Source organism: Burkholderia sp. 22088, assembly GCF_052045915.1.
Classification (GTDB): Bacteria; Pseudomonadota; Gammaproteobacteria; order Burkholderiales; family Burkholderiaceae; genus Burkholderia; species Burkholderia cepacia.
Window position 1 is genome coordinate 280,839 of sequence record NZ_JBQEPY010000008.1, and the last position, 25,522, is coordinate 306,360.

The following is a 25,522-nucleotide window of genomic DNA, read 5'->3' on the forward strand; positions in this document are numbered from 1 at the left end:
AGTGCAGGAGCATGACCAATGCGCATGCGGATTGACCGCAATGTGCAGGGTCGCGAATCAATCGACAAGCGGACGCAAGATCCGTTACCCGGAGCTCCACACCATGCGCAACAACCAGCCCGTCACGCAACGCGAATTCGATTTTCCCGACGACGCGACGCTGATGTCGACCACCGACGCGAACAGCTACATTACCTACGCGAACGCGGCATTCATCCAGGTCAGCGGATTTTCTCCCGAAGAGATCGAGGGCCAGCCGCACAACGTCGTGCGGCATCCGGACATGCCGAAGGAGGCGTTCGCCGACATGTGGGCGACGCTCAAGGGCGGCGAGCCGTGGACCGCGCTCGTGAAGAATCGCCGCAAGAACGGCGATCACTACTGGGTGCGCGCGAACGCGATACCCGTGATGCGCAACGGCGAGCCGAAGGGCTACATGTCGGTGCGCACGAAGGCGACGCGCGACGAGATCGCGGCCGCGGAGGCGCTCTACAAGGACTTCCGCGAAGGGCGGGCCGGCAACCGGCATTTTCACAAGGGGTTGATCGTCCGCAAGGGTGTGGCCGGTTTCACGTCGCTGTTCCAGACGATGTCGGTGCGGGCGCGGCTCCATGCGGCGCTGTGCGTGTTTGCGCCGGTCGTGGTGGCCGGCGGCTGGGCGTGCGGGCTGGCCGGTGGCGGGCTCGCCGCGTTCGCGGCGGTGACGGCCGGCGCAGCGGTGGCCGCGGGGCTGTGGCTCGATGCGCAGATTGCGCGCCCGCTCGTGCAGTTGCGCGACGAGGCGTTGCGCGTCGCGACCGGCGAGAGCCGCAGCGGCGTGCGGATGAACCGTGTCGACGAGATCGGCATGACGCTGCGCACGATCAACCAGCTCGGGCTGATGTTCCGCTGGCTGGTTGACGATGTCAGCGAACAGGTGCTGAACGTGCAGCGCGCGAGCAACGAGATCGCGCAGGGCAACAACGACCTGAGCGCGCGCACCGAGCAGGCTTCGACGAGCGTGCAGCAGACGGCCGCATCGATGGCCGAGATGACGGCGACCGTGTCGAGCAATGCGGAGACGGCGCTGCAGGCGAACCAGTTGTCGGTGTCGGCGAGCGAAGCCGCCGGGCGCGGCGGGCAGGCGGTGAGCGAGGTGGTGGCGACGATGAACGACATCACCGCCAGCTCGCGAAAGATCTCGGACATCATCGGCGTGATCGACGGCATCGCGTTCCAGACCAACATCCTTGCGCTGAATGCGGCCGTTGAAGCGGCGCGGGCCGGAGATCAGGGGCGCGGTTTCGCGGTGGTTGCCGGTGAGGTGCGGGCACTCGCGCAGCGCAGCGCGAACGCGGCGAAGGAGATCAAGACGCTGATCGGCGCGAGCGTCGAACGCGTCGAATCGGGTGCGCGGATCGTCGACGGCGCGGGCAAGACGATGGAGGACATCGTCACGCAGGTGAAGCGCGTGTCGGATCTGATCGCGGAGATCAGCTCGTCGACGGCCGAGCAGAGCACGGGCGTCGCGCAGGTCGACCAGGCGGTGGTGCACCTGGACAACATCACGCAGCAGAACGCGGCACTGGTCGAGCAGAGCACGGCGGCATCAGAGAGCCTGAAGCAGCAGGCGACGCGGCTGGTGGAGGCGGTGAACGTGTTTCGGTGATGGCGGGAACGCGTGAAGCAGGAGGAAGGCGGCCCGCGTTGTGCGGGCCGGTTTGGGCGTGTCCTGCTACGTCATTGCGCCCTGGGTATGGGATTCAGGTTCGGGCAACAGTGGTTGGGGCACCCCGGACTGACGTTCACTTCAACGCGTCGCCCGGATTGACCGAATTCGTCCGGCTTGAAAATCTTCGCCGCCAGGGCGCTTTTCTCGCCACGGATCGAATGCCGATCCAGAACAGCCATCACGTTTTCCGCTCGTTGCGTTGCGAGCTGTTGCGCGTTGTTCTCGGTTCGTTCGGCCAGTCCGATCAGCCATACCGTATCAATGATCGGAAAGCGCTTGTGCATGTCGCTCGACCATGCCGACAACCTCGAGAGTTCGGTCGGAGAAATCGCACTCGAATCCGCATCGAAAACAATATCGATGTAATGGGCGGGCATGTTCGACGCACCGTCACAGGCGAACGCTGCCTGTGCGCAGCTCAACGCGAGCGCGGCGGCGGTCAGGAGTTTAGTCGCCGTCGACAACATACCCCGCAATACTGTCGGCGTTGTGGATTGCCAAGTCAGGATTTGACCGGCCCCAAGGCGCGAGAAATGGCGTGATTGTGTATTGATCGTCTGTCGAAGACATGGTGTCGTGGAAGTGGGTCGCTTCATGGATGATAGTAGATACATGAGAATCAGCACCATCGGTCCATGGGCGCATCGTGCAGAATCGCGCGCTGATGGCGATGGTATGTGTTGCCGTGTCTGGTGCGCATACATGCGCGGCTTCGTTATCCGTTCCACGCGGATGGGGCGTGCAACCCGTTGCCCGATCGCCTGCGCTGCCGCTTCGCACGACATTGTTTTCGTTGAATGCTCGAACGACGCCAAGCACTTTCGTCAAGCCGGTGAGCAGATGCATACGTATTCGCTCGTCGTTACGACCGAACCACTTGAACACGCGATCTTTTTCCGACTGCGACCACCTGTGTAAAGCGGCGATGCGTACGCCCAGCTTCTCGACTGCTTTAGCTTGTGCCTTCGCGAACACGGCACGGAATTCCGAGTTGGTCATGTTTTCGCAGATGGGTCGCAAGTCAACATCGGCAAATGTCTGCGATCCTGCGGTGGTGTTTGTTGTTGTCTCGGCGACGGTAGTTTGGTTTCCCATCGTTTCAGTCCTCGATTACAAGCTTCAATGCTTCCGCATGTTCGGTTCGTACGCGCACGGTACAGCCGTGCCGATCACTCACGCCGGATGCATGCACGTTTCCGGATCGATCCTTGATCCAGTAGCGCACGTTGCTTAACGGTTGCTTCGTCCTCACGTCGCGGATCACAAATTGACCGCTGTAAATGTCCGATGCCGGCGCGTACCGCGTGGGTGGGAATGCCGAATATCCGATGAAGGGGGTAGCCGAGCCATGGCCGCCGCTGTCTTCAATGAAAAACATGCAGTCGTTGCTCGCGACTAAAAAGTTTTGACCGCATGGACAAAGTACCGCGTCGCCCTCGACGGCTACGGCACGTCCGTCACCGACGACGGATACCGCGCTTCCCGCTATCGGGAACCTTCCCTCGCAATTTCCACACGTCGCTTTGTCGCCATCCAAGGCAATGTGCTTGTCGTCCACGAATATGCTTGCAGTGCCTGCGATAACGATTCCACCTGTCGTCGTTGCGTCGCCGTTCCTGATCGCTCGTCGGCTCATGGCTATGTCCTCAATCGAAGTTGGTAAAGACCCAATCGGCTGACTCCGGGTCATAAATCGCGTATTGGTCGATCGTGAAATTTTGCGAAGGCAATGGTCGTAGGCGTGCGCGCGAGTGCTTCTGTTTCCGCATCGGCCTGCGAGGTGTGTCGCTGCTGCACCATCGCGTAAAGCCGGATCGATGAGCGAATAAAGTACGGGTAGGCGGCATGTTCTTCTTCCATGGACTCGGATACCTTGTGTATGGACGAGCCATAGACAGTGGCCGGTAAGACTTTCTCTGTCTATAGAACGAGTACGATTCTTATTTTGGAGTCCGACGGAGATTGATGACAAAAAGCGATCATCGAGGCCGACGCGAATGGGTATCGAGCAGAACGCGGCCGAGCGTTATAATCGCCCGTCCGTCAAGTCGGAGACTATTGCCGTATGTCACGGCACCACCCGCTGCAGCGGTTCCTGCGTGCACTGACGCTGCACACTGGGGGGCCGTAGGATGTCGTGTTCATGCGCGTGCCAACCGGATCGAGACGGAGAACTCAATCTGGCGTCGTGCAGCGAAGTGAGAAATGAGACTGGAACGAGATTCGCGCGCGATACGACGTATCGGCGGATACAGCGATCGAAACAGGGTACGCAGAGCGTGGCGATCTCATGCGTATCAAGACGACGCGGGCACGACGGAGAGGGACGTCGGCCCGCGTCGGACCGCCCGGTTCCGGCCGGGCGGTCAGGGCCTGTCACCGAAGCGGTGCCAGGCCCTGAACCGTCAGACGGCGAGGCAGAGGTACTTGATCACGACGTAGTCGTCGATGCCGTAGTGCGAGCCTTCGCGGCCGAGGCCCGATTGCTTCACACCACCGAACGGCGCGACTTCGTTCGAGATCAGGCCCGTGTTCACGCCGACCATCCCGTATTCGAGCGCTTCGGCGACCTTCCACACGCGGCCGATGTCGCGGCTGTAGAAGTAAGCGGCGAGGCCGAATTCGGTGTCGTTCGCGAGGCGGATCACTTCATCGTCGCTGCCGAACTTGAACAGCGGCGCGAGCGGCCCGAACGTCTCTTCCTTCGCGACCTTCATCGCCGGCGTGACGCCCGTCAGCACGGTCGGCTCGAAGAAGCCGTGGCCGAGCGCGTGGCGCTTGCCGCCCGTCACGACGGTCGCGCCCTTCGCGAGCGCGTCCTCGATGTGCGCCTCGACCTTCAGCACCGCTGCTTCGTTGATCAGCGGGCCTTGCGTGACGCCCGGCTCGGTGCCGCGGCCCACCTTCAACTGGCCGACGGCAGCCGCGAGCTTCTGCGCGAACTGGTCGTACACGGCTTCATGCACGTAGAAGCGGTTCGTGCACACGCAGGTCTGGCCGCTGTTGCGGTACTTCGATGCGATCGCGCCCTGCACGGCCGCGTCGAGATCGGCGTCGTCGAACACGATGAACGGCGCGTTGCCGCCGAGCTCTAGCGACACCTTCTTGACCGTCGCCGCGCATTGCGACATCAGCAGGCGGCCGACCGGCGTCGAGCCGGTGAACGACAGCTTGCGCACGATCGGGTTCGACGTCAGCTCGCCGCCGATCGCCTTCGGGTCGCCCGTGACGACGCTGAACACGCCGGCCGGCACGCCCGCACGCTCGGCCAGCACGGCCATCGCGAGCGCGGAGAACGGCGTCGCCTCGGCCGGCTTCACGACGATCGGGCAGCCCGCGGCGAGCGCCGGGCCGACCTTGCGCGTGATCATCGCCGCCGGGAAGTTCCACGGCGTGATCGCCGCGCACACGCCGATCGCTTCCTTCGTCACGACGATGCGCTTGTCGCTCGCCGGCGTCGGGATTGTGTCGCCGTATACGCGCTTGCCTTCTTCCGCGAACCATTCGAGGAACGATGCGGCATAGCCGATCTCGCCCTTCGCTTCAGCCAGCGACTTGCCCTGCTCGGTCGTTAGGATCAGCGCGAGGTCGTCGGCGTTTTCCATCATCAGGTCGTGCCACTTGCGCAGGACGACCGCGCGTTCCTTCGCGGTCTTCTTGCGCCACGCCGGCCATGCGGCGTTCGCGGCTTCGATTGCGTGACGCGTCTCGGCCGTGCCCATCGCCGGCACGGTGCCGAGCAGGCCGCCCGTCGCCGGGTTGCGGACTTCGAACGTCTCGCCGTTCGTCGCGCCTTGCCATTCGCCGTTGACGTACGCCTGCTGGCGGAACAGCGACGAATCTTTCAGTGCCAGGGTTTCCTGAACAGTGCTCATATGAATCGCCTGCTTTGAAGATGACGGATAAAAAGGCCGCCGCCGTCGTGACGACGGCGGCGGCGCATTCGGAAGGCAGGAACTCAGGCGGGCACGCCGACCGTTTCCTTCAGCACTTCCTCGAGGATCACGAGCGCTTCATCGAACACGGCTTGCGTGATCGTCAGCGGGAACAGGAAGCGCACGACGTTCGAGTACACGCCGCACACGAGCAGCAGCAGGCCGCGCTCGAGCGCACGCGTCTGCACGCGCTTCGTGAACTCGGCATCCGGCTCGCCCGAACCCGGCTTCAGGAACTCGACCGCGATCATCGCGCCCGGGCCGCGCACGTCGGCGATCTGCGGCACGTCGGCCTGCAGCGCGTTCAGCTTCGCCTTCAGCACGTCGCCGAGTTGCGTCGCGCGCTCGCACAGCTTCTCTTCGTCGATGATCTCGAGCACGGCGTGCGCCGATGCCACGGCCAGCGGGTTGCCCGCATACGTGCCGCCGAGGCCGCCGGGCGCTGCCGCGTCCATCAGGTCGGCACGGCCGACGACGCCCGACAGCGGCATGCCGCCCGCGAGGCTCTTCGCCATCGTGATCAGGTCGGCCAGCACGTCGTAGTGCTGCATCGCGAACAGCTTGCCGGTACGCGCGAAGCCCGTCTGCACTTCGTCGGCGATCAGCAGGATGCCGTGTTCGTTACAGATCTTGCGCAGCGCGCGCACGAATTCGGCAGGCGCCGGGTTGAAGCCGCCTTCGCCCTGGACCGGTTCGAAGATGATCGCGGCAACGCGCTTCGGATCGATGTCGGCCTTGAACAGCATCTCGATCGCCTTGATCGAGTCGGCCGTCGTCACGCCGTGCACGGCGTTCGGGTACGGCGCGTGGAACACGTCGCCCGGGAACGGGCCGAAGTTCAGCTTGTACGGGGCGACCTTGCCGGTCAGCGCCATGCCCATCATCGTGCGGCCGTGGAAACCGCCCGAGAAGGCGATGACGCCCGGACGGCCGGTGGCCGCGCGTGCGATCTTGATCGCGTTCTCGACGGCTTCCGCGCCGGTCGTGAAGAACGCGGTCTTCTTCGGGAAATCGCCCGGCGCGCGTGCGTTGATCTTCTCGGCCAGCTCGACGTACGACGCGTACGGGACGATCTGGTAAGCGGTGTGCGTGAAGTTGTTCAGTTGATCCGCGATCGCCTTGACGATCTTCGGGTGGCGGTGGCCGGTGTTCAGCACCGCGATGCCGGCGGCGAAATCGATGAAGCGGCGGCCTTCGACATCCCACAGTTCCGCGTTCTCGGCGCGGGCTGCGTAGAAATCGCACATCACGCCGACGCCGCGCGGGGTGGCGGCGTTCTTGCGGGCCTGCAGGTCGGCATTCTTCACGGTCATCTCCTTGATGTTCTTTCCGGTGAGGTGAAAATCGGGCGCTTCGACAGCCCATGGAGGCGACTATAATCACATTTGGCTCTGACAATCAGAGCCATTTCAATAAATATTCAGGAGCCAATCATGCGCGCGAGCGTGTTGTCGGACTGGCTGGCGCAGCGCCTCGTGCGAGGCGGCGAACAGCCGATCTACCGGCAGCTTCACCGGCTGCTGCAACAGGCGATCCTGTCGCGTGAACTGCCGGCCGGCACGCGCGTGCCGTCGTCGCGGCTCCTCGCGGCCGAACTCGGAATCGCGCGCAACACGGTCACGCAGGTTTACGAACAGCTTTCACTTGAAGGCTACGTGAACTCGGCGACCGGCCGCGGTACGTTCGTGGCCGACAGCGCACCCGACGAGATCGTCGGCGCGCCACCCGACGCGACCGCCACCCACCCGGCGCTCGTGCAGCCGTCCGCGCGGCGGCTGTCGGCGCGCGGTACGCGGCTCGTCGAAGGGGCCGGCGTGTCGAAACGGCAGGGCGGCGCGTTCATGCCGGGCGTGCCCGATGTGTCGCGCTTTCCCGCGCGCGTGTGGACGCGGCTGCACAACAAATACTGGCGGCGGCTGCGCCCCGACCTGCTGACCTACGCGCCGGGCGGCGGGCTCGCGCTGCTGCGCGAGGCGCTGGCCGATTACCTGCGCACGTCGCGCTCGGTGCGCTGCACGCCCGAGCAGATCGTGATTACGACCGGCATCCACCAGTCGATCGACCTCGCGGTACGGCTGCTGACCGACCCGGGCGACGCGATCTGGACCGAGGATCCGTGCTACTGGGGCGTGCGCAGCGTGCTGAACGTGTCGGGGCTGACGACGCGGCCGATCCCGGTCGACGAGGAAGGCATCGCCCCGTCGGCGGCCGATCTCGCCGAACCGCCGAAGCTGATGCTCGTCACGCCGTCGCACCAGTATCCGCTCGGGATGGTGATGAGCCTCGCGCGGCGGCGGATGCTGCTCGAATACGCACGCCAGCACGGTTGCTGGATCATCGAGGACGACTACGACAGCGAATTCCGCTACGGCAGCCGCCCGCTTGCGTCGCTGCAGGGGCTCGACACGGCCGGGCAGGTGATCTACGTCGGCAGTTTCGGGAAGACGCTGTTCCCGGGGCTGCGGGTCGGCTACCTGGTCGCGCCCGAGCCGCTCGCGGAAAGTTTCGCGACCGCGAGCGCCGAGTTGTACCGCGAAGGGCAGTTGCTGCAGCAGGCGGTGCTTGCCGAATTCATCGCGGAAGGGCACTTCGTGTCGCATATCCGCAAGATGCGCACGCTGTACGGGCAGCGCCGCGAGGTGCTGCTCGACGCGGTCGCGCAACGCTATGGCGACACGCTGCACGCGCTCGGCAGCGATGCCGGGCTGCATCTGGTCACGCAGTTGCCGGAAGGCGTCGACGATCGTGCGGTCGCGCAGGCCGCGCTCGAACGCAATATCGTCGTGCGACCGTTGTCGGGTTATTACGCGGATCGCGAACGCGCGGCGCCGGGGTTGCTGCTCGGTTATGCGTGCGTGCCGGAGGACGAGATCGCGACGGCGTTCGCGACGCTCGCCGAGGCGATCGACGAGCGGGCATTCGGCGGGGCGGCGGTCACGGTCTGACGCCTGGCAGGTCGGCACGACCTGCAGACGAACGCGTGTCGCGCGCGCCGCCTACAGGCGGATCAGCGCCGCGCCCACGACCACCAGCGCGCACGCGGCAAGCCGCTGCGCGCCGGGCCGCTCGCGCATCACGAGCCAGCCGATCGCGACCGCGAAGATCGAACTCGTTTCACGCAGCGCCGACACCGTCCCGACCGGCAGGTACCGGTACGCGAGGATCACGATTCCATAAGCGGCGAGGGAGATCGTGCCGGCGATCGCGCCCTGCGTGAGCGCCGTGCGCGAGGCGAGCACCGCGCGCGGGCCGCCACGTACCGCGCAGACCAGCACGAACTGCGGCACGCTCCACAGCACGTACACCCACGCGATGTAGCCGAGCGCACTGCCGGATACGCGCGAGCCGATGCCGTCGCAGATCGAATACGCGGCGATGAACACGCCCGTGAGCAGCGCAAACGGCACGCCTTCACCAGAGAACCGGAAGCCGCGCCGCAGGGCGAGCGACATGATGCCGAACGACACGAGCGCGATGCCCGCGAAGCCGAACGGGGTCGGCTGTTCGTGGAGGAAAGCGAGCGCGAGCACCGACACGAGCAGCGGCGAGATCCCGCGCGCGATCGGATAGATCTGCCCGAACTCGCCGCTGCGGTAGGCGCGCGCCAGCGTGAAGCAGTACGCGACCTCGAGCGCGGCCGACGCGGCGATATACGGCCACGCGGCGGGTGCCGGCGCGGGCAGTAGCGCGGCGCCCGCGACGCCGAACCCGAAATAGGGCAGTGACATCGTGCCGAGCTGTACGAGCCGGTCTTCGCTGACGTGGAGGAAGGCATTCCAGATGGCGTGCAGCAACGCGGAGCACAGCACGAGGCCGATGAAGAGGTGATCCATGGACGGAAGGTGCGGGCGGCAGCGGGGGCGGGGAGTGCGCCGCCATTATGTGGGTATCGGGCGCACTCGCACGGAATTGTCGATAATGTCGTGTTGTTATTCACCGGATGCCGACGATGACCGAAGCCACCCAAGCCCAGCCTGCCGTTCCGCGCCTCACGAGCCTGTCGCACGGCGGCGGCTGCGGCTGCAAGATTGCGCCGGGCGTGCTGTCCGAGCTGCTGAAGCGCGCGACGCCGCCCGCGCTGTTCCCGGATCTGCTGGTCGGTACCGAGACGTCCGACGACGCGGCCGTCTACCGTCTCAACGACGAGCAGGCGATCGTCGCGACCACCGACTTCTTCATGCCGATCGTCGACGATCCGTTCGACTTCGGCCGCATCGCAGCGACCAACGCGCTGTCCGACGTGTATGCGATGGGCGGCAAGCCGATCCTCGCGCTCGCGCTGGTCGGGATGCCGATCAACGTGCTGCCGCACGAGACGATCGCGGCCGTGCTGCGCGGCGGCGAATCGGTGTGCGCGGACGCCGGCATTCCGGTGGCGGGCGGCCATTCGATCGATTCGGTCGAGCCGATCTACGGGCTCGCGGCGATCGGCGTCGTGCATCCGTCGCGCGTGAAGCGCAACGCGGCCGCGCGTGCGGGCGACGTGCTCGTGCTCGGCAAACCGCTCGGCGTTGGCGTCCTGTCGGCCGCGCTGAAAAAGAACCAGCTCGATGCCGCGGGTTACGCGCAGATGGTCGCGACGACCACCAAGCTGAACCGTCCGGGCGCCGACCTCGCTGCGCTGCCGGGCGTGCACGCGCTGACCGACGTCACGGGCTTCGGGCTGCTCGGTCATACGCTCGAACTCGCACGTGGCGCGCACCTCACCGCGCGCGTGCACTACGCGTCGCTGCCGTGGCTCGCGGGCGTCGAGGCGTTCGTGGCCGACGGCGTGTTCACCGGCGCATCGGGCCGCAACTGGGCCGCGTACGGCGCGGACGTTCAACTGGCCGACACGCTGCCGCCCGTCGCGCAGGCGCTGCTGACCGATCCGCAGACGTCGGGCGGCCTGCTGGTCGCGTGCGCGCCCGAGGCCGTCGACGACGTGCTCGCGTGCTTCCGTGCCGACGGCTTCGACCGCGCGGGCGTGATCGGCGAGATGGTGGAAGGGCCGGCGCGCGTCGATGTCGCGTGACGCCGAATCGCCGCACCGGAGATTTTTGCGTTCGCTAGAATCGGTGCCTTCGATCGAAGGCATCGACGACCGATGAACGATTTCCTGTTCGGGCTGATGATCGCGCTGTCGGTCGGGCCCGTTGCGCTGATGATCGCGAACTACGGGATGCGCGCCGGCACCGCAAGCGGCGTGCGCGCGGCGGTAGGTGTCGCGACGGCCGACGGCTGCTACGCGGTCGTCGCGTTCACGCTCGGCGCGATGCTGGCGAGCACGCTCGCGGCGCATCTGTCGCTGTTTCGTCTGGTGGGGGCGCTCGTGCTGCTCGCGATGGGCGCGCGGATGCTGTGGCAGGCGTTGCGGGATCGCCGCCGCACGCTCGACGGCGATGCGCGGCCGCCGGGCAGCCGCCCGTTTGCATCGATGTTCTTCGTCACGCTGGCGAATCCGCTGACGATCCTGTTGTTCTACGGCTATGCAACGGCCGCCGCCGGCGCGCAGCGGCACTGGCTGCTCGGTGCCGCGTGCGTGTTTGCCGGCAGCCTCGCGGGGCAGCTGGTGTTCGCATTCGGCGGCAGCGTGATCGGCCGGATCGTGAAGTCGCCGGGGCTGCTCGCGGCGAGCCACGTGGTCGCGGCGCTTGTCGTGCTGGGGTATGGGGTGGCAGGACTGGCACGGCTGTAGCGGTTTGCCGGGTGACGGGCATGCAAGTGCGACCGACGTGTCGGCGGCGATCAACCGGATAGTATTCCTGACGGTATGTCGACGTGCGGAGCGAATTTCCGTTGTGCTTCCCGCGTGCGCCGCACCCGAACCGACGCACCGGCCGTCGTTTCGTAGTCGGGTTCCGCAACGCGCACGCCCGTTCTATACTCCGTCGCGCAGTCTACGAGAGCCGTTCTCACCCAACATCATCGAAACAAGGAACGCCGATGCTGACTCGCTCCATTCTTTCCGCCGCTGCATTCTCGCTCGCAGCCTGTGCAACCGCGCCGTCGATCGCGCAGGACAACCAGGGCAACAACGCGGGCAACAATGCATTCGCCGAGACCGGTGCACAGGGCCGCCCGGTCAAGGTCATGATCATCACGATGTTCGGTCCGGAGGGCCAGGCATGGCTCGACCGGCTCGGCCCGTGGCGCGACATCGCCGTGCCGGGCCTGTCGCCCGACTACCCGAACGTTCATTGCAACAAGCAGGACGTGTGCGTGGTCACGACCGGCATGGGCTATGCGAACGCGTCGGCGACGATCATGGCGCTCACGTTCTCGCAGCGCTTCGACCTGCGCCGCACGTATTTCCTGATCTCCGGCATCGCGGGCGTCGACCCCGCGCAAGGCACGGTCGGCTCGGCCGCGTGGTCGAAGTACCTCGTCGATTTCAGCCTGCAGTGGGAGCTCGATGCACGCGAGATTCCGGCCGGCTGGAATACCGGCTTTCTCGGCATCAACACGAAGAGCCCGAACGACAAGCCGCCGCTCGACTATCGCACCGAGGTGTTCCAGCTCAATCCGCAGCTGACCGACGCCGCGGTAGCGCTGTCGCGCAACGTCGTGCTCGCCGACAGCGCGCAGGCGCAGGCCGCGCGCGCGAAGTTCACGTATGCGCCGGCGAACCGGCCGCCGACGGTGATCCAGTGCGATACGTCATCGGGCAACACGTGGTTCTCGGGCACGCTGATCGGCGAGCGCGCGCGCCAGTGGACGAAGATCCTGACCGACGGCAAGGGCACCTATTGCATGACCGCCCAGGAAGACAACGCGACGTATGAAGCGCTCAAGCGTGCGGCGAGCGTGAAGCGGGTCGACCTGTCGCGCGTCGCGGTGCTGCGTACCGGGTCCGATTTCGACCGGCCGTATGCGGGGCAGACGAGTGCCGACAACCTGCTGAACTACGCGGACCAGGGCGGCTTCGCTCCGGCGACCGAAAACCTGTATCGCGCGGGCAACCCGCTCGTGCAGGACATCGTGACGCACTGGGGCGAGTGGCGCGACGGGGTGCCGCGCCGTTGAGGGCCAGGCGACGGCTCAGCCGGCGGTCAATGCGAGTGCGGGGCCGAACGGAAAGGCGTCCAGACCGGCGTGGTGTCGTCCCAGTGATCGAGCGGCGAAGGAAGTTGGTCGTTCATCATGTGCTCCTGCAACTGACTGACTCGGTGAGTCGTCGATCGGTGTGTCGCGACGCCGCGCACGGGGCACCCCGCTGCGCGGCGTTGCACGTTTACCGGCCCCCGCCGGCGAGCTGGTTGCTTTCCGGCATCGAGCGATACGGGCCTTGCGCGAGCTCGAGCCCTTGCGGGTACGAATTTGCCTTGCGCAGGTACGCGAGCGTGCCGTCCTTGCGGGCCTGCTCGACTTCCGCGCTGACTTCGGCGCGTGTGCGCGGGCCGTAGTGCTGCGAGTACCACGACGTATTGCCGTAGTCGCCGGCATGCGGCGTGCCCGAGTCGGCGAAGGCCGGGGCGGACACGGCGAGCGTGAGGGCCAGGGCGGAGAGAAGGTGGCGGCGGTTCATGGTGTAGCTCCTGTGTCGATATGAGTTAGCGCTTCAGCGCTTACTCAGATCCCATGCTTTGCGGTCGATATGAGTAGCGTTTCAGCGCTTACCCAGATCCCATGCTTTGCACTGTCGGAGCTGGCGCTTGAGCGCTTGCCCCGGTCCCATCAAGCGGGATCTGTTCGATGCGCAACGAGGTGCGCGACAGGGTTTACTCTAGGTATCTGTTCCGTCGCGATAAATGCGGCAGACGCGAATTGAATTGTCGCGATGGCGGAACAATCGAAAGCCGCACAGGTACTGGGGGATACGGGACGCCTTGCTGGCCGGGGGCGGCAGCGGAATTCGACCGATCGGGCGGGGCGTCGCGCGGCGATCAATCCGAATGACGCAATAGTCTTCTGCACGCGGTGGTGCAATGCCGCACGCCGCGACGCGCCGTTGCATGCGGCGGCCGACGAACGCGGCAGCCCGGCGATGCCGTTCGAGGGCGGAACGGGCGTGGCCGCCGTCGAGCGTCAGATCGCTTCGAGCCGATAGCCGAGCGTATAGACCGCGCTGAGCCGCACGCCGTTCGACGGCTGGAGCGCCATCTTCATCCGGAGCCGATAGATGTGCGTGTCGAGGCTACGCGATACGCCGGTCATGTCGCGACCCCACAATGAAAGGATCAGCGCGTCGCGCGGCATGATGCGGCCGAGGTTGCGAAACAGCAGCACGGCGAGATCGAATTCGCGCGGCGTCAGCCGGACATGCTCGCCATGGAGCAGCACGGTTCGCGCCTTCGTGTCGATCCGGTAGCCGCCGATATCGAGGGCGTCCTGCGGCGCGCCGCCGCTGTGATACGCGCGCCGCAGCAGCGCGTTGGCGCGGGCCAGCAGTTCGAATTGGTTGATCGGCTTGACCATGTAATCGTCGGCGCCGGCGTTGATCGCGGAGAAAATCTCGTCGTCCCGAACGCGACTCGTCAGGAACAGGATCGGCAAGCGTCCGCCGATGCGCTCGCGCGTCCATTTCAGTACCTCGAACCCCGACAGCCCCGGCACTTGCCAGTCGAGAATCAGCAAGTCGACGACCGCGTTCTCCAGGTGACGGATCGCGTGACAGCCGTTGCCGACCGCATGCACGCGGTGTCCGGATTTCTCGAGTATTGAAGTGATCATTTCGACATATGCGTTGTCGTCCTCGAGATATAAAACGTTCATGATTCGCACTCCTTTGTTAGCGAGCAGGTCGATCGTGCTGCATCGAGCGTGGGTCGGAGGATTCTGACGAACGGTGCGAGGGTGGGCGGCCGGTGGTTTGCCGCGCATGTTCGCATCGTTTCATGTTCGTAATTGTCAACAATTTTGAACGCATAAAACATGCTAATCATAGGCAAAAACAGCCTTTAACGACGTATGAATCATCTGTTTTCAACGATTGTTGTTGACAAACGTTGTCAATACGAAGCGGCAGCGTGATTACGCTTGGATGTGCCGGCAACGTCTCGGTGAAGTCCTGTAAAGAGCCGAATTGAGGGGAAAATCGCATGCTGATATACAAGTCGTTCATGGAGAAAAAGGCGCTGCTCGAAGAGCAGCTCGAACGCGAGCGTCTCGCCATATCGGAGACGGTGCTGCTCGAAGTCCGGCGCTGCATCGAGGAATTCGGGTTCACGTACAAGGATGTATTCCCGGCAGGTGCGGCCGGCGCCCGGAAGCGCAGGGCAAAGTATTTCGACCCGCGGACGGGGCAGACGTGGTGCGGCGTGGGCCGCGAGCCGGCATGGCTGCGTGGTCAGGATCGCGACCGGTTTCTGATCGACAGGTCGTCGTTCGAGCAGTCGCAGGGTCAGGATTCCTGATTAGTGAGCGAATGAAAGGGCGTTGTCTTGTCATGCGGGTATCGGGGGTGTCGATGCGAGGGCCGGGTACCGTCGGCATGGAACACGCCGAGGGCCGACCGCGATGGCTCGGGTTGAGCCGCGCCGCGAATGGAACCGGTTCTGTCCGTGAATATTACATTTAGATTATGACAGTTCTAGTGGCGAACAATAACGCCCCATTTTTCTTGTCTTCGACCGGATCGCAAGACGAGCCCGACGGGCAGATTCGTATGAACAATGAGGCGGCAGCGCGACAGCACGGCGACGAACTGACGCCGGAGCGCGTATTCGTCGGCATTAGCGTGACGCGCGAGATCCTCGAGGTCGACGTCTCGTCGTTGCGAGTGATTCTCGGTTACCGGAACGAGACGTACGGTATCGAGTCGCTGACCGATGCGATTGCCGAATGGGCGCCGGCGCGCATCGTGCTGGAGTCGTCCGGCGGTGCCGAGTCCCACGCGGCATGCGCGTTGCAGGCGGCGCGACTGCCGGTGGCCGTCGCCCACGCGCATCAGGCTCGCGATTTCATCGCGGGGGCGGCCGGGATGCCGCCCGAAGGCAAGGGCGCGCGTGCCCGTCTGCTCTCGTCATTGGCCCGCGAGTTCGACCGGTATCCGATGTGCGCGCGGCTCGCCGAACCGTTGTCGGACCCGCCGCTGCAGTATGTTCAGGCGTTGGTGCAGCGCCGCCGGCAACTCGCGCGCACGATGATGGCCGAATATCAAGTGCTCGCGCGATCGCACGCGAGCGTGCGCGGCGGCATCGAGCAGACCATCGCGTTCCTGAAAGGCCAACTCGGCGTGATCGACCGCTATTGCGCTCGGCACGTAAGCGCGCAGCGTGCGGAACTCGCGCGGGCGATGGCGCGCGCAAGGCGGCCGGGCAGTTGCGCGCCAGGCACGGGGGCCGCGGAGTTCATGCGCACGTGGCGAACGAAGTGACAGGCGTGCGCGGGAGCGTCGCGCCTACGCGACCCATTCGTTGATGACCGGCGTGTCGAGCACCGGCGCGCGTTCGGCTTCCTCGAACGTGCGCTTGCTGCACGTCGCGTCGAGGCTGCCCTTGCCGCTCAGCAGCGGGCAACGGTCGAACACCTCGGCGATCCAGTCGACGAATACGCGCACTTTCGGCGACAGATGGCGGCTGTGCGGATACACGACGGAGATCGGCATCGGCAGCGGCTTGACGCCGGGCAGCACTTCCTTGAGCCGGCCTTCGCGCAGATGCGGCAACACCATGAAGAGCGGCGGCTGGATCAGCCCGAAGCCTTCGATCCCGCAGGTCACGTACGCATCGGCATCGTTCACCGACACGATGCCCTCCATCTTCATCTCGACTTCCTGGCCGTCGGTCAGGAACGTCCAGTCGATCGTGCGGCCGGTGCGGCTCGAGAAGTAGTTGACGGCCTTGTGCTGGCTCAGGTCGTCGATCGTCTTCGGCTCGCCGTGACGTTCGAGATAGTCGGGCGACGCGACCGTCACGCATTCGAACAGGCCGACCCGGCGCGCGACGAGCGACGAGTCCTGCAATGCACCAACGCGGATCACGCAATCGACCCCTTCCTGCAGCAGGTCGACCGGCCGGTCGGACAGGCCGAGCTGCAGGTCGATGTCCGGGTAGCGCGTATGAAATTCGCACAGCGACGGAATCACGAGCAGCCGCCCGATCGAGCCCGGCATGTCGATACGCAACTTTCCGTGCGGCTTCCGGTTGTTCGCCTGGAAGCTCGCCTCGGTTTCCTCGACGTCCGCGAGGATCCGCACGCATCGTTCGTAGTAGGCGGCGCCGTCCGGCGTGAGCGACAGCCGACGCGTGGTCCGGTGCATCAGCCGCACACCGAGGAATGCTTCGAGATTCTGGATGATCGTCGTGACGGACGCCCGCGGCAAGCTGAGCGTTTCTGCTGCCTTGGTGAAGCTGCTTGTATCGACGACGCGAGTAAACACCTGCATGGCCTGAAGCCGGTCCATCACAACCTCCGCAATCTAATTTGCCGCCGGAACAAGAAGGCTGCGCTACCTCGTGGGTAAACGCAGCCTCGGATTGTTCGGGGGCGTTGAATTGTGTTGCCGGATTATAGGCATTTATCCCAATGTCTGCCGGACCCAGAATTCGTTCCATCTCGAAATGGATGCTGCATCGTCATGGACGCTTCTGAATTCAGCAAATTCCTGAAGGCCGCGTTGCCCGCGCAAGCCACGGCGGGCGCGGCGTTGACGGTCGCCGAAGTGGAAATTCCCGGCTACGCGCAGGACATCGTGCTGCGCCTGTACCGGCGCCCGGACAAGACCGGGTTGCCAGTAGTGCTTTACTTCCACGGCGGCGGCTTTGTCCGCGGTTCGCTCGAAGACGCCGATTTCGCCGCGCGCTTTTTAGCAGAACGCTTACCAGCTCTCGTAGTGTCGGTCGACTATTCGCTCGCGCCGGCCTTTCCCTTTCCGGCCGCGCCGGAGGATGCGTATCGCGCCGCCGTGTGGGCCGCGACGCGCGCCCGCGCGTTCGGCGGCAACCCGAAGAAGATCGGTGTCGCGGGTCACGACGCGGGCGGTCAGCTCGCGAACTGCCTCGCGTTCATCGCGCGCGATCGCGGCGAAGTGTCGATCGTCGCGCAGGCGCTGTTCGGGCCGATGCTCGACCCGAGCATGACGCGCATCGGCGACGCCGAGCGCCTCGCGTCCGACATCACCGCGCGCGAATGCGCGGCCTGTTATCGCGCGTATCTGCCGCAGGCCGCGCAACGCATGCACCCGTATGCGGCGCCGCTCGAATCGGTGCGCCTCGCGGGCCTGCCGCCGACGCTCGTCGTCACCGCGCAGAACGACGTGCTGCACGTCGAGGCGGAGAAATATGCGGGCTGCCTGATCTCGTCGGGCGTGCTCACGCAGGTGATCCGCTATCCGGACATCACGCACGCCGCGCTCGCGACGCACGAAGCCGCCTTCGAGGAAGCCGTGCGCTTCTTCCAGTGCCGCTTCCAGGCGCGCCAGCCCAACCGTTCCGAATAACCAGAACCAATCCACGTTTACCTGGAGATCCACATGGCCATCCTACGCACCTCCCGTTCCCGAATCGCGACAGCGGCGATCGTGACGCTTGCCGTCGTCGGCCTCGGAACGTTCGGCGCGATGCGCGTGAACGCGAACGCACCCGAGAAAGCGGCTGCACCGCTGCCCGAAGTCGACGTCGCGACCGTCGTGCCGCAGACCGTTACCGACTGGCAGAGTTATTCGGGCCGCCTCGAGGCGGTCGAGAAAGTCGACGTGCGCCCGCAGGTGTCGGGCACGATCGTCGCGGTGAACTTCAAGGACGGCGCGCTCGTGAAGAAGGGCGACGTGCTGTTCGTGATCGACCCGCGCCCGTACCAGGCCGAAACCGATCGCGCGGCCGCGCAGCTCGCGGCCGCGCAAGCGCGCAACGGTTACGCGCAGACCGACTGGCAGCGCGCACAGCGGCTGATCGGCGACAACGCGATCGCGAAGCGCGATTACGACGAGAAGCAGAACGCGGCGCGCGAAGCGGCCGCGAACCTGAAGGCCGCCGAAGCCGCGCTCGAAACGGCGCGCATCAACCTCGGCTATACGCGGATCACCGCGCCGGTCTCGGGCCGCGTGTCGCGTGCGGAAATCACTCTCGGCAACGTCGTGTCGGCCGGTGCGTCGGCCGCGCCGCTCACCACGCTGGTGTCGGTGTCGCCGATCTACGCATCGTTCGACGCAGACGAACAGACCTACCTGCAATACATCAACGGCGCGCGTAACGGCCGCAAGGTGCCGGTCGAGCTCGGCCTCGCGAACGAAACCGGCTACTCGCGCAGCGGCGAGATCGACTCGGTCGACAACCGGCTCGACACGTCGTCGGGCACGATCCGCGTGCGCGCACGCTTCGACAATGCGGACGGTGCGCTCGTCCCGGGCCTGTACGCACGCGTGAAGGTGGGCGGCAGCGCGCCGCACGAGGCATTGCTCGTCGACGACGCGGCGATCAACACCGACCAGGACAAGAAGTTCGTGTTCGTCGTCGACCAGCAGGGCCGCGTGTCGTACCGCGAGGTGCAGCAGGGGCTGCAGCACGGCAACCGGCGCGTGATCGTGAGTGGCCTCGCGGCAGGCGATCGCGTGGTCGTGAACGGCACGCAGCGCGTGCGCCCCGGCGAACAGGTGAAGCCGCACATGGTCCCGATGACGGGCGGTGACGCGCCGTCCGCGCCGCTGGCGGACAACGCGAAGCCGGCCGCCCCGGCGAAGGCGGATTCGTAAGCGGCCCGCCGCTTCGCATCCGCGTTCAACCAGACAGAGCCACACATGAACATTTCAAAATTCTTTATCGACCGGCCGATCTTCGCAGGAGTCCTATCGGTGATCATCCTGCTCGGCGGGGTGATCGCGATGTTCCTGCTGCCGATCTCGGAATATCCGGAAGTCGTGCCGCCTTCCGTGATCGTGAAGGCGCAGTATCCGGGCGCGAACCCGAAAGTGATCGCCGAGACGGTCGCGTCGCCGCTTGAAGAACAGATCAACGGCGTCGAGGACATGCTCTACATGCAGTCGCAGGCGAACAGCGACGGCAACATGACGATCACCGTCACGTTCAAGCTGGGCACCGATCCGGACAAGGCCACGCAGCTCGTGCAGAACCGCGTGAACCAGGCGCTGCCGCGCCTGCCGGAAGACGTGCAGCGGCTCGGCATCACGACGGTGAAGAGCTCGCCGACGCTGACGATGGTGGTCCACCTGATCTCGCCGGACAACCGCTACGACATGACCTACCTGCGCAACTACGCGCTGATCAACGTGAAGGATCGCCTGTCGCGGATCCAGGGCGTCGGCCAGGTGCAGCTGTGGGGTTCGGGCGACTACGCGATGCGCGTGTGGCTCGATCCGCAGAAGGTCGCGCAGCGCGGGCTGTCGGCCGAGGACGTCGTGCAGGCGATCCGCGAGCAGAACGTGCAGGTCGCGGCCGGCGTGATCGGCGCGTCGCCGTCGCTGCCCGGCACGCCGCTGCAGCTGTCGGTGAACGCGCGCGGCCGTCTGCAGACGGAAGACGAGTTCGGCGACATCGTCGTGAAGACCACGCCGGACGGCGGCGTCACGCATCTGCGCGACATCGCGCGGATCGAGCTCGACGCATCCGAATACGGGCTGCGCTCGCTGCTCGACAACAAGCCGGCCGTCGCGATGGCGATCAACCAGTCTCCGGGCGCGAATTCGCTGCAGATCTCGGACGAAGTGCGCAAGACGATGGCCGAGCTGAAGCAGGACATGCCGGCGGGCGTCGACTACAAGATCGTCTATGACCCGACGCAGTTCGTGCGTTCGTCGATCAAGGCCGTCGTGCATACGCTGCTCGAAGCAATCGCGCTGGTCGTGATCGTCGTGATCGTGTTCCTGCAGACCTGGCGCGCGTCGCTGATTCCGTTGATCGCAGTGCCGGTGTCGATCATCGGCACGTTCTCGCTGCTGCTCGCATTCGGGTATTCGATCAATGCGCTGTCATTGTTCGGGATGGTGCTCGCGATCGGGATCGTGGTCGACGATGCGATCGTGGTGGTCGAGAACGTCGAACGCAATATCGAAAGCGGGATGAACGCGCGGCAGGCGACCTACAAGGCGATGCAGGAAGTGAGCGGGCCGATCATCGCGATCGCGCTGACGCTCGTCGCCGTGTTCGTGCCGCTCGCGTTCATGTCGGGCCTGACCGGCCAGTTCTACAAGCAGTTCGCGATGACCATCGCGATCTCGACGGTGATCTCGGCGTTCAACTCGCTGACGCTGTCGCCGGCGCTGTCCGCGATCCTGCTGAAGGGGCATGGCGACAAGGAAGACTGGCTCACGCGCGTGATGAATCGCGTGCTCGGCGGCTTCTTCCGCGGCTTCAACAAGGTGTTCCATCGCGGCGCGGAGAACTACGGCCGCGGCGTGCGCGGCGTGCTGTCGCGCAAGACCCTGATGCTCGGCGTGTACCTCGTGCTCGTGGGCGCGACCGTGCTGGTGTCGAAGGTCGTGCCGGGCGGCTTCGTGCCCGCGCAGGACAAGGAATACCTGATCGCGTTCGCGCAGCTGCCGAACGGTGCGTCGCTCGACCGTACCGAGAAGGTGATCCGCGACATGGGCTCGATCGCGCTGAAGCAGCCGGGCGTCGAGAGCGCGGTCGCGTTCCCGGGTCTGTCGGTGAACGGCTTCACGAACAGCTCGAGCGCGGGCATCGTGTTCGTCACGCTGAAGCCGTTCTCGGAACGGCACGGCAAGGCGCTGTCGGCCGGCGCGATCGCGGGTGCGCTGAACCAGCAGTACAGCGCGATGAAGGATTCGTTCGTCGCGGTGTTCCCGCCGCCGCCGGTGCTCGGCCTCGGCACGCTCGGCGGGTTCAAGATGCAGATCGAGGATCGCGGCGCAGTCGGCTATGCGCGGCTCGCGGATGCGACCAACGACTTCATCAAGCGCGCGCAGCAGGCGCCGGAACTCGGCCCGTTGTTCACGAGCTACCAGATCAACGTGCCGCAGCTCAACGTCGATCTCGACCGCGTGAAGGCGAAGCAGCTCGGCGTGCCGGTGACCGACGTGTTCAACACGATGCAGGTGTATCTCGGCTCGCTGTACGTGAACGACTTCAACCGCTTCGGGCGCGTGTACCAGGTGCGCGTGCAGGCCGATGCGCCGTTCCGCCAGCGTGCGGACGACATCCTGCAGTTGAAGACGCGCAACGACAAGGGCGAGATGGTGCCGCTGTCGTCGCTCGTCACGGTGACGCCGACGTTCGGCCCCGAAATGGTCGTGCGCTACAACGGCTACACGGCGGCCGACATCAACGGCGGCCCGGCGCCGGGCTTCTCGTCGGGTCAGGCGCAGGCCGCGATCGAGCGCATCGCGCATGAAACGCTGCCGCGCGGCGTGCGGTTCGAGTGGACCGACCTCACGTACCAGCAGATCCTTGCCGGCGATTCGGCGATGTATGTGTTCCCGATCAGCGTGCTGCTCGTGTTCCTCGTGCTCGCCGCGCTGTATGAAAGCCTGACGCTGCCGCTCGCGGTGATCCTGATCGTGCCGATGAGCATTCTGTCGGCGCTGACGGGCGTGTGGCTCACGCAGGGCGACAACAACATCTTCACGCAGATCGGCTTGATGGTGCTGGTGGGGCTGTCGGCGAAGAACGCGATCCTGATCGTCGAATTCGCACGCGAGCTCGAACACGACGGCAGGACGCCGCTCGAGGCCGCGATCGAGGCGAGCCGGCTGCGGCTGCGCCCGATTCTGATGACGTCGATCGCGTTCATCATGGGCGTCGTGCCGCTCGTCACGTCGACGGGGGCCGGTTCGGAAATGCGCCATGCGATGGGTGTCGCGGTGTTCTTCGGGATGCTGGGCGTGACGCTGTTCGGGCTGATGCTGACACCGGTGTTCTACGTCGTGTTGCGTACGCTGGCGGGCGGCAAGATCCACGTCGCCGGCAAGGACTCGTCCGGCTACGGCGTGCCGGCCCAGGGCGTACCGGCTTCGGATGCTTGAGGATAAAAGATGGACAACATGCACAACACGAACGGCCTGATGCGCTTCGCGAAGGTGGCGGCCGCGAGCACCCTGCTCGCGACGCTGCTCGCCGCGTGCGCGGTGGGCCCCGACTACAAGCGCCCGGATGCGGCGGTGCCCGCCGCGTTCAAGGAAGCGCCGGCGCTCGCCGCCGGCGAGCAGGCCGGCACCTGGAAGACGGCCGAGCCGGCGGACGGCGAACATCGCGGCGAATGGTGGAAGGTGTTCGGCGATCCGGTGCTCGACTCGCTCGAGACCCAGGCGCTCGCCGCGAACCAGAACCTGAAAGCCGCGGCGGCGCGGGTCGAGGAAGCGCGCGCGGCGACGCGTTCGGCGCGCTCGCAATGGTTCCCGCAGGTCGGCGCCGGGTTCGGGCCGACGCGCGAAGGGCTGTCGTCGGCGTCGCAGTTCCAGCCGCAGGGCACGGGCCCGACCAATGCGACGCTGTGGCGCGCGCAGGGGACGGTGTCCTACGAAGCCGACCTGTTCGGCCGTGTCGGCCGGAACGTCGAGGCGTCGCGTGCCGACCAGGCGCAGAGCGAAGCGCTGTTCCGTTCGGTGCAGCTCGCGCTGCAGGCGGACGTCGCGCAGAACTATTTCGAACTGCGCCAGCTCGATTCCGACCAGGACCTGTACCGCCGCACGGTGGAGTTGCGCGAGCAGGCACTGCAACTCGTGCAGCGCCGCTTCAACGAAGGCGACATCAGCGAGCTCGACGTGTCGCGCGCGAAGAACGAGCTGGCCAGCGCGCAGGCCGATGCGGTCGGTGTCGCGCGCCGGCGCGCGGCATCCGAGCATGCGCTCGCGATCCTGCTCGGCAAGGCGCCCGCGGACTTCGCGTTCAAGGAAACGCCGATCGTGCCGGTCGCGGTGAAGGTGCCGCCGGGCCTGCCGTCCGCGCTGCTCGAACGCCGTCCGGACGTGTCGGCGGCCGAGCGCGCGATGGCGGCCGCGAATGCGCGGATCGGCCTCGCGAAGTCGGCATATTTCCCGAAGCTCGACATCACGGGGGCGTTCGGCTATGAGGCATCGACGCTCGGCAACCTGTTCCTGTGGTCGAGCCGCACGTTCCTGCTCGGGCCGTTCGCGGGCACCGCGCTGACGCTGCCGCTGTTCGACGGCGGGCGCCGTGCGGCCGGCGTGCAGCAGGCGCGCGCGCAGTACGACGAGCAGGTCGCGAACTACCGGCAGCAGGTGCTCGTCGCGTTCCGCGAGGTCGAGGACAATCTCGCCGACCTGCGCCTGCTCGACGACCAGATCCGCGCGCAGGATGCAGCCGTCAATGCGTCGCGGCGCGCGGCGACGTTGTCGCGCACGCAGTATCAGGAAGGTGAAGTCGCCTATCTCGACGTCATCGACAGCGAGCGCTCGGTGCTGCAGTCGCAACTGCAGGCGAACCAGCTCACCGGTGCGCAGGCCGTGTCGACCGTCAACCTGATCCGCGCGCTCGGCGGCGGATGGGGGCCCGCGCCGACGGCGGTCGGCGATGCGGCGTCCGTCAAGGCGGAAGTCGCCGCGCGTTGAGCGCGAACGGCGGGCGATTCGTCGCTCGCCGGCAGTGAAGCGAAGAACCCCGGCATGCAGGCTCAGGTCTGCATGCCGGGGTTTTTTATGGCGTCACGCGTTTTCGCTCATCGTCAGGATGATCTTGCCTACGTTCACGGCCGACTCCATCCGTCGATGAGCCGCCGCGGCATCGGCGAGAGGAAACACGCTGTCGACGACCGGTTCGAGACCCGCGCCTCCCGCAAAGCGGTCCAGCCAATGTTCGCGAAATCGCCGAACCATCGCGTGTTTCTCGCGCGGGTCGCGCGACTTCATCACCGTGCCGATGATTTGCAGATGACGGTACAGGATCTGATCGAGCGCAACGCTCACGTCACCGCCGCCGCCGAGTATGCCGACCTGCACCAGCCGGCCGCCGTTTGCCAATGACGCGACATTCCGCGAAAAATACGGCGCGCCCACGAAGTCGATGACGACGTCGACACCGCGTTTGCCTGTCCTGTTTGCGACGACTTCCGAAAAATCCTGCGCCTTGTAGTCGATCGCATGGTCCACGCCGAGTTGAACGATCCGTTCCAGTTTCGACGCTTCGGCGGTCGCGAATATCGTCGCGCCGGTTGCGTAGGCGAGCTGGACCGCCGCGGAACCCACCCCGCCCGCCGCTGCGTGAATCAGCACCGAATCGCCGCGTTGCAAGCGGCCCAGATGCAACAACGCTTCGTGCGCAGTGACGAAAACTTCCGGTATGGCAGCCGCGTGCACGTAGTCGATCGTTGCCGGAATGGGCATCGCCATTCTCCAGTCGATGCGCGCCAGTTCCGCATAGGCCCCGCCGCCCACGACGCCCATTACACGATCACCCACCTTGTAGCCCTGCACGGCGCTTCCCGTCTCGATCACCTCGCCGGCGATTTCGAGCCCCATGAGGGTGGAGTCGCCGAAATTGGGCCGGCCGTATCCGCCTCGCCGATGTGTCAGATCCGCGCGATTCACGCCCGCGGCATGAACGCGTACCAGTAGATCGTCGGGGCGAACCTCGGGTGCCGGGACTTCGGCCAATTGGAGAACCTCGGCCTCGCCGAACTCCTTGAATGTGATGGCTTTCATTTCACACCTTCCTGTGCGGGAGCTGAATGACCGGCGAGATCGTCGGGCCGAGGTTGTGCGCCCAGCGTTGCCTGCGCCACGGCGGAAGCGGAAATCGCTGCGGGAAACCCGGCGTAGAACGCGAGGTGTGTGATTGCCGCGGAGAGCTCTTCGCGGGTGACGCCGTTCGTCAACGCGCGCCGCAGGTGCGCCGGCAACTCGTCGAGATGGCCCCCCGCGATCAGGGCGGCGACGGTCACGAGGCTGCGGTCGCGCGGCGCGAGCGACGGATCGCTCCAGATGCGCGGATAGAGCGTGTCGTCGACGAATGCCGAGATCGTCGGCGTGAAGGCCCGCGCGGCCTCGCGCGGACTGTCGAAATGCGTATGAGACATGGCGATACTC

At 65.7% G+C, this 25,522-nt stretch carries 23 protein-coding genes; 11 read left to right on the forward strand and 12 right to left on the reverse strand.

Annotated elements, in window-relative coordinates:
* Positions 1-103 precede the first annotated feature (103 nt).
* The gene (locus ACTJLD_RS17735) at positions 104-1,648 is read left to right on the forward strand and encodes a methyl-accepting chemotaxis protein (protein ID WP_027790459.1); all 1,545 of its coding nucleotides are present in this window, start codon (positions 104-106) and stop codon (positions 1,646-1,648) included.
* A gap of 71 nt (positions 1,649-1,719) precedes the next feature.
* Here the strand turns inward: ACTJLD_RS17735 and ACTJLD_RS17740 are convergent, their stop codons facing one another.
* From ACTJLD_RS17740 to ACTJLD_RS17765, 6 genes are all read right to left on the reverse strand, one after another.
* On the reverse strand, positions 1,720-2,178 hold the full coding sequence (locus ACTJLD_RS17740; RefSeq protein WP_440659376.1) for a hypothetical protein: 459 nt from the start codon (positions 2,176-2,178) through the stop codon (positions 1,720-1,722).
* Positions 2,159-2,806, reverse strand: a complete 648-nt coding sequence (locus ACTJLD_RS17745; RefSeq protein ID WP_081064660.1) for a M35 family metallo-endopeptidase — start codon at positions 2,804-2,806, stop codon at positions 2,159-2,161. Before ACTJLD_RS17745 ends, ACTJLD_RS17740 begins: the two co-directional genes overlap by 20 nt.
* Positions 2,807-2,810: 4 nt before the next feature.
* Positions 2,811-3,347 (reverse strand): PAAR domain-containing protein, encoded by a 537-nt coding sequence (locus ACTJLD_RS17750; protein WP_091920582.1) that lies wholly within the window; start codon positions 3,345-3,347, stop codon positions 2,811-2,813.
* A gap of 50 nt (positions 3,348-3,397) precedes the next feature.
* Positions 3,398-3,571, reverse strand: coding sequence for a hypothetical protein (locus tag ACTJLD_RS17755; protein WP_155635659.1), 174 nt, complete (start codon positions 3,569-3,571; stop codon positions 3,398-3,400).
* A 545-nt stretch (positions 3,572-4,116) separates the two neighbouring features.
* Positions 4,117-5,586 carry an NADP-dependent succinate-semialdehyde dehydrogenase gene (gene gabD, locus ACTJLD_RS17760; protein ID WP_440659377.1) on the reverse strand — a complete coding sequence of 490 codons (1,470 nt, stop codon included), beginning with the start codon at positions 5,584-5,586 and terminating at the stop codon, positions 4,117-4,119.
* A gap of 83 nt (positions 5,587-5,669) precedes the next feature.
* Positions 5,670-6,953: a 4-aminobutyrate--2-oxoglutarate transaminase gene (locus ACTJLD_RS17765; RefSeq protein ID WP_059684213.1), complete on the reverse strand. Its 1,284-nt coding sequence runs from the start codon at positions 6,951-6,953 to the stop codon at positions 5,670-5,672.
* Between the two features lie 126 nt (positions 6,954-7,079).
* Here ACTJLD_RS17765 and pdxR point away from each other — a divergent pair, with 126 nt between their 5' ends.
* Positions 7,080-8,591 carry a MocR-like pyridoxine biosynthesis transcription factor PdxR gene (gene pdxR / locus ACTJLD_RS17770; protein ID WP_440659378.1) on the forward strand — a complete coding sequence of 504 codons (1,512 nt, stop codon included), beginning with the start codon at positions 7,080-7,082 and terminating at the stop codon, positions 8,589-8,591.
* Positions 8,592-8,642: 51 nt separating this feature from the next.
* On the opposite strand, the gene ACTJLD_RS17775 is transcribed toward pdxR, so the two are convergent.
* On the reverse strand, positions 8,643-9,479 hold the full coding sequence (locus ACTJLD_RS17775; protein ID WP_059695397.1) for a DMT family transporter: 837 nt from the start codon (positions 9,477-9,479) through the stop codon (positions 8,643-8,645).
* Positions 9,480-9,595: 116 nt separating this feature from the next.
* Here ACTJLD_RS17775 and selD point away from each other — a divergent pair, with 116 nt between their 5' ends.
* From selD to ACTJLD_RS17790, 3 genes are all read left to right on the forward strand, one after another.
* Positions 9,596-10,660, forward strand: coding sequence for a selenide, water dikinase SelD (gene selD / locus ACTJLD_RS17780; protein ID WP_124544773.1), 1,065 nt, complete (start codon positions 9,596-9,598; stop codon positions 10,658-10,660).
* Between the two features lie 72 nt (positions 10,661-10,732).
* Positions 10,733-11,323: a LysE family translocator gene (locus tag ACTJLD_RS17785; RefSeq protein ID WP_027790464.1), complete on the forward strand. Its 591-nt coding sequence runs from the start codon at positions 10,733-10,735 to the stop codon at positions 11,321-11,323.
* 248 nt (positions 11,324-11,571) lie between these two features.
* Positions 11,572-12,651 carry a purine-nucleoside phosphorylase gene (locus ACTJLD_RS17790; RefSeq protein WP_021156407.1) on the forward strand — a complete coding sequence of 360 codons (1,080 nt, stop codon included), beginning with the start codon at positions 11,572-11,574 and terminating at the stop codon, positions 12,649-12,651.
* Positions 12,652-12,859: 208 nt separating this feature from the next.
* Here ACTJLD_RS17790 and ACTJLD_RS17795 read toward each other — a convergent pair whose 3' ends face one another.
* On the reverse strand, positions 12,860-13,153 hold the full coding sequence (locus ACTJLD_RS17795) for a DUF4148 domain-containing protein (RefSeq protein ID WP_027790465.1): 294 nt from the start codon (positions 13,151-13,153) through the stop codon (positions 12,860-12,862).
* 500 nt (positions 13,154-13,653) lie between these two features.
* Positions 13,654-14,448 carry a response regulator transcription factor gene (locus tag ACTJLD_RS17800; RefSeq protein ID WP_226113700.1) on the reverse strand — a complete coding sequence of 265 codons (795 nt, stop codon included), beginning with the start codon at positions 14,446-14,448 and terminating at the stop codon, positions 13,654-13,656.
* 218 nt (positions 14,449-14,666) lie between these two features.
* Here ACTJLD_RS17800 and ACTJLD_RS17805 point away from each other — a divergent pair, with 218 nt between their 5' ends.
* Both ACTJLD_RS17805 and ACTJLD_RS17810 read left to right on the forward strand, forming a co-directional pair.
* Positions 14,667-14,981: an H-NS histone family protein gene (locus tag ACTJLD_RS17805; RefSeq protein ID WP_027790467.1), complete on the forward strand. Its 315-nt coding sequence runs from the start codon at positions 14,667-14,669 to the stop codon at positions 14,979-14,981.
* A 251-nt stretch (positions 14,982-15,232) separates the two neighbouring features.
* Positions 15,233-15,943: a hypothetical protein gene (locus tag ACTJLD_RS17810; protein WP_049097873.1), complete on the forward strand. Its 711-nt coding sequence runs from the start codon at positions 15,233-15,235 to the stop codon at positions 15,941-15,943.
* Positions 15,944-15,967: 24 nt separating this feature from the next.
* On the opposite strand, the gene ceoR is transcribed toward ACTJLD_RS17810, so the two are convergent.
* On the reverse strand, positions 15,968-16,972 hold the full coding sequence (gene ceoR / locus ACTJLD_RS17815) for a putative multidrug efflux transcriptional regulator CeoR (protein ID WP_021156406.1): 1,005 nt from the start codon (positions 16,970-16,972) through the stop codon (positions 15,968-15,970).
* Positions 16,973-17,146: 174 nt separating this feature from the next.
* Between ceoR and ACTJLD_RS17820 the strand changes: the two genes are divergently transcribed.
* Genes ACTJLD_RS17820 through opcM form a run of 4 tightly spaced genes read left to right on the forward strand, consistent with a single transcriptional unit; the run spans position 17,147 to position 24,049 of the window.
* Positions 17,147-18,007, forward strand: coding sequence for an alpha/beta hydrolase (locus tag ACTJLD_RS17820; protein ID WP_027790468.1), 861 nt, complete (start codon positions 17,147-17,149; stop codon positions 18,005-18,007).
* Positions 18,008-18,040: 33 nt separating this feature from the next.
* Positions 18,041-19,258 (forward strand): multidrug efflux RND transporter periplasmic adaptor subunit CeoA, encoded by a 1,218-nt coding sequence (gene ceoA, locus ACTJLD_RS17825; RefSeq protein WP_027790469.1) that lies wholly within the window; start codon positions 18,041-18,043, stop codon positions 19,256-19,258.
* 45 nt (positions 19,259-19,303) lie between these two features.
* Positions 19,304-22,504, forward strand: coding sequence for a multidrug efflux RND transporter permease subunit CeoB (ceoB, locus tag ACTJLD_RS17830; RefSeq protein ID WP_027790470.1), 3,201 nt, complete (start codon positions 19,304-19,306; stop codon positions 22,502-22,504).
* A gap of 9 nt (positions 22,505-22,513) precedes the next feature.
* The gene (gene opcM, locus ACTJLD_RS17835; RefSeq protein ID WP_060083767.1) at positions 22,514-24,049 is read left to right on the forward strand and encodes a multidrug efflux transporter outer membrane subunit OpcM; all 1,536 of its coding nucleotides are present in this window, start codon (positions 22,514-22,516) and stop codon (positions 24,047-24,049) included.
* A gap of 93 nt (positions 24,050-24,142) precedes the next feature.
* On the opposite strand, the gene ACTJLD_RS17840 is transcribed toward opcM, so the two are convergent.
* Positions 24,143-25,138 (reverse strand): NAD(P)H-quinone oxidoreductase, encoded by a 996-nt coding sequence (locus tag ACTJLD_RS17840; RefSeq protein ID WP_440659379.1) that lies wholly within the window; start codon positions 25,136-25,138, stop codon positions 24,143-24,145.
* Positions 25,135-25,512, reverse strand: coding sequence for a carboxymuconolactone decarboxylase family protein (locus ACTJLD_RS17845; RefSeq protein ID WP_440659380.1), 378 nt, complete (start codon positions 25,510-25,512; stop codon positions 25,135-25,137). Before ACTJLD_RS17845 ends, ACTJLD_RS17840 begins: the two co-directional genes overlap by 4 nt.
* Positions 25,513-25,522: the final 10 nt, after the last annotated feature.

Coding starts and splice junctions, on each gene's coding strand:
- selD (WP_124544773.1), top strand. CDS start 9,596: ATGACCGAAGCCACCCAAGCCCAGCCTGCCGTTCCGCGCCTCACGAGC.
- ACTJLD_RS17750 (WP_091920582.1), bottom strand. CDS start 3,347: ATGAGCCGACGAGCGATCAGGAACGGCGACGCAACGACGACAGGTGGA.
- ceoR (WP_021156406.1), bottom strand. CDS start 16,972: ATGGACCGGCTTCAGGCCATGCAGGTGTTTACTCGCGTCGTCGATACA.
- ACTJLD_RS17795 (WP_027790465.1), bottom strand. CDS start 13,153: ATGAACCGCCGCCACCTTCTCTCCGCCCTGGCCCTCACGCTCGCCGTG.
- pdxR (WP_440659378.1), top strand. CDS start 7,080: ATGCGCGCGAGCGTGTTGTCGGACTGGCTGGCGCAGCGCCTCGTGCGA.
- ACTJLD_RS17840 (WP_440659379.1), bottom strand. CDS start 25,138: ATGAAAGCCATCACATTCAAGGAGTTCGGCGAGGCCGAGGTTCTCCAA.
- ceoA (WP_027790469.1), top strand. CDS start 18,041: ATGGCCATCCTACGCACCTCCCGTTCCCGAATCGCGACAGCGGCGATC.
- ACTJLD_RS17755 (WP_155635659.1), bottom strand. CDS start 3,571: ATGGAAGAAGAACATGCCGCCTACCCGTACTTTATTCGCTCATCGATC.
- ACTJLD_RS17790 (WP_021156407.1), top strand. CDS start 11,572: ATGCTGACTCGCTCCATTCTTTCCGCCGCTGCATTCTCGCTCGCAGCC.
- ACTJLD_RS17820 (WP_027790468.1), top strand. CDS start 17,147: ATGGACGCTTCTGAATTCAGCAAATTCCTGAAGGCCGCGTTGCCCGCG.
- gabD (WP_440659377.1), bottom strand. CDS start 5,586: ATGAGCACTGTTCAGGAAACCCTGGCACTGAAAGATTCGTCGCTGTTC.
- ACTJLD_RS17845 (WP_440659380.1), bottom strand. CDS start 25,512: ATGTCTCATACGCATTTCGACAGTCCGCGCGAGGCCGCGCGGGCCTTC.
- ACTJLD_RS17810 (WP_049097873.1), top strand. CDS start 15,233: ATGAACAATGAGGCGGCAGCGCGACAGCACGGCGACGAACTGACGCCG.
- ACTJLD_RS17785 (WP_027790464.1), top strand. CDS start 10,733: ATGAACGATTTCCTGTTCGGGCTGATGATCGCGCTGTCGGTCGGGCCC.
- ACTJLD_RS17800 (WP_226113700.1), bottom strand. CDS start 14,448: ATGCGCGGCAAACCACCGGCCGCCCACCCTCGCACCGTTCGTCAGAAT.
- ACTJLD_RS17740 (WP_440659376.1), bottom strand. CDS start 2,178: ATGTTGTCGACGGCGACTAAACTCCTGACCGCCGCCGCGCTCGCGTTG.
- ACTJLD_RS17745 (WP_081064660.1), bottom strand. CDS start 2,806: ATGGGAAACCAAACTACCGTCGCCGAGACAACAACAAACACCACCGCA.
- ACTJLD_RS17805 (WP_027790467.1), top strand. CDS start 14,667: ATGCTGATATACAAGTCGTTCATGGAGAAAAAGGCGCTGCTCGAAGAG.
- opcM (WP_060083767.1), top strand. CDS start 22,514: ATGGACAACATGCACAACACGAACGGCCTGATGCGCTTCGCGAAGGTG.
- ceoB (WP_027790470.1), top strand. CDS start 19,304: ATGAACATTTCAAAATTCTTTATCGACCGGCCGATCTTCGCAGGAGTC.
- ACTJLD_RS17775 (WP_059695397.1), bottom strand. CDS start 9,479: ATGGATCACCTCTTCATCGGCCTCGTGCTGTGCTCCGCGTTGCTGCAC.
- ACTJLD_RS17735 (WP_027790459.1), top strand. CDS start 104: ATGCGCAACAACCAGCCCGTCACGCAACGCGAATTCGATTTTCCCGAC.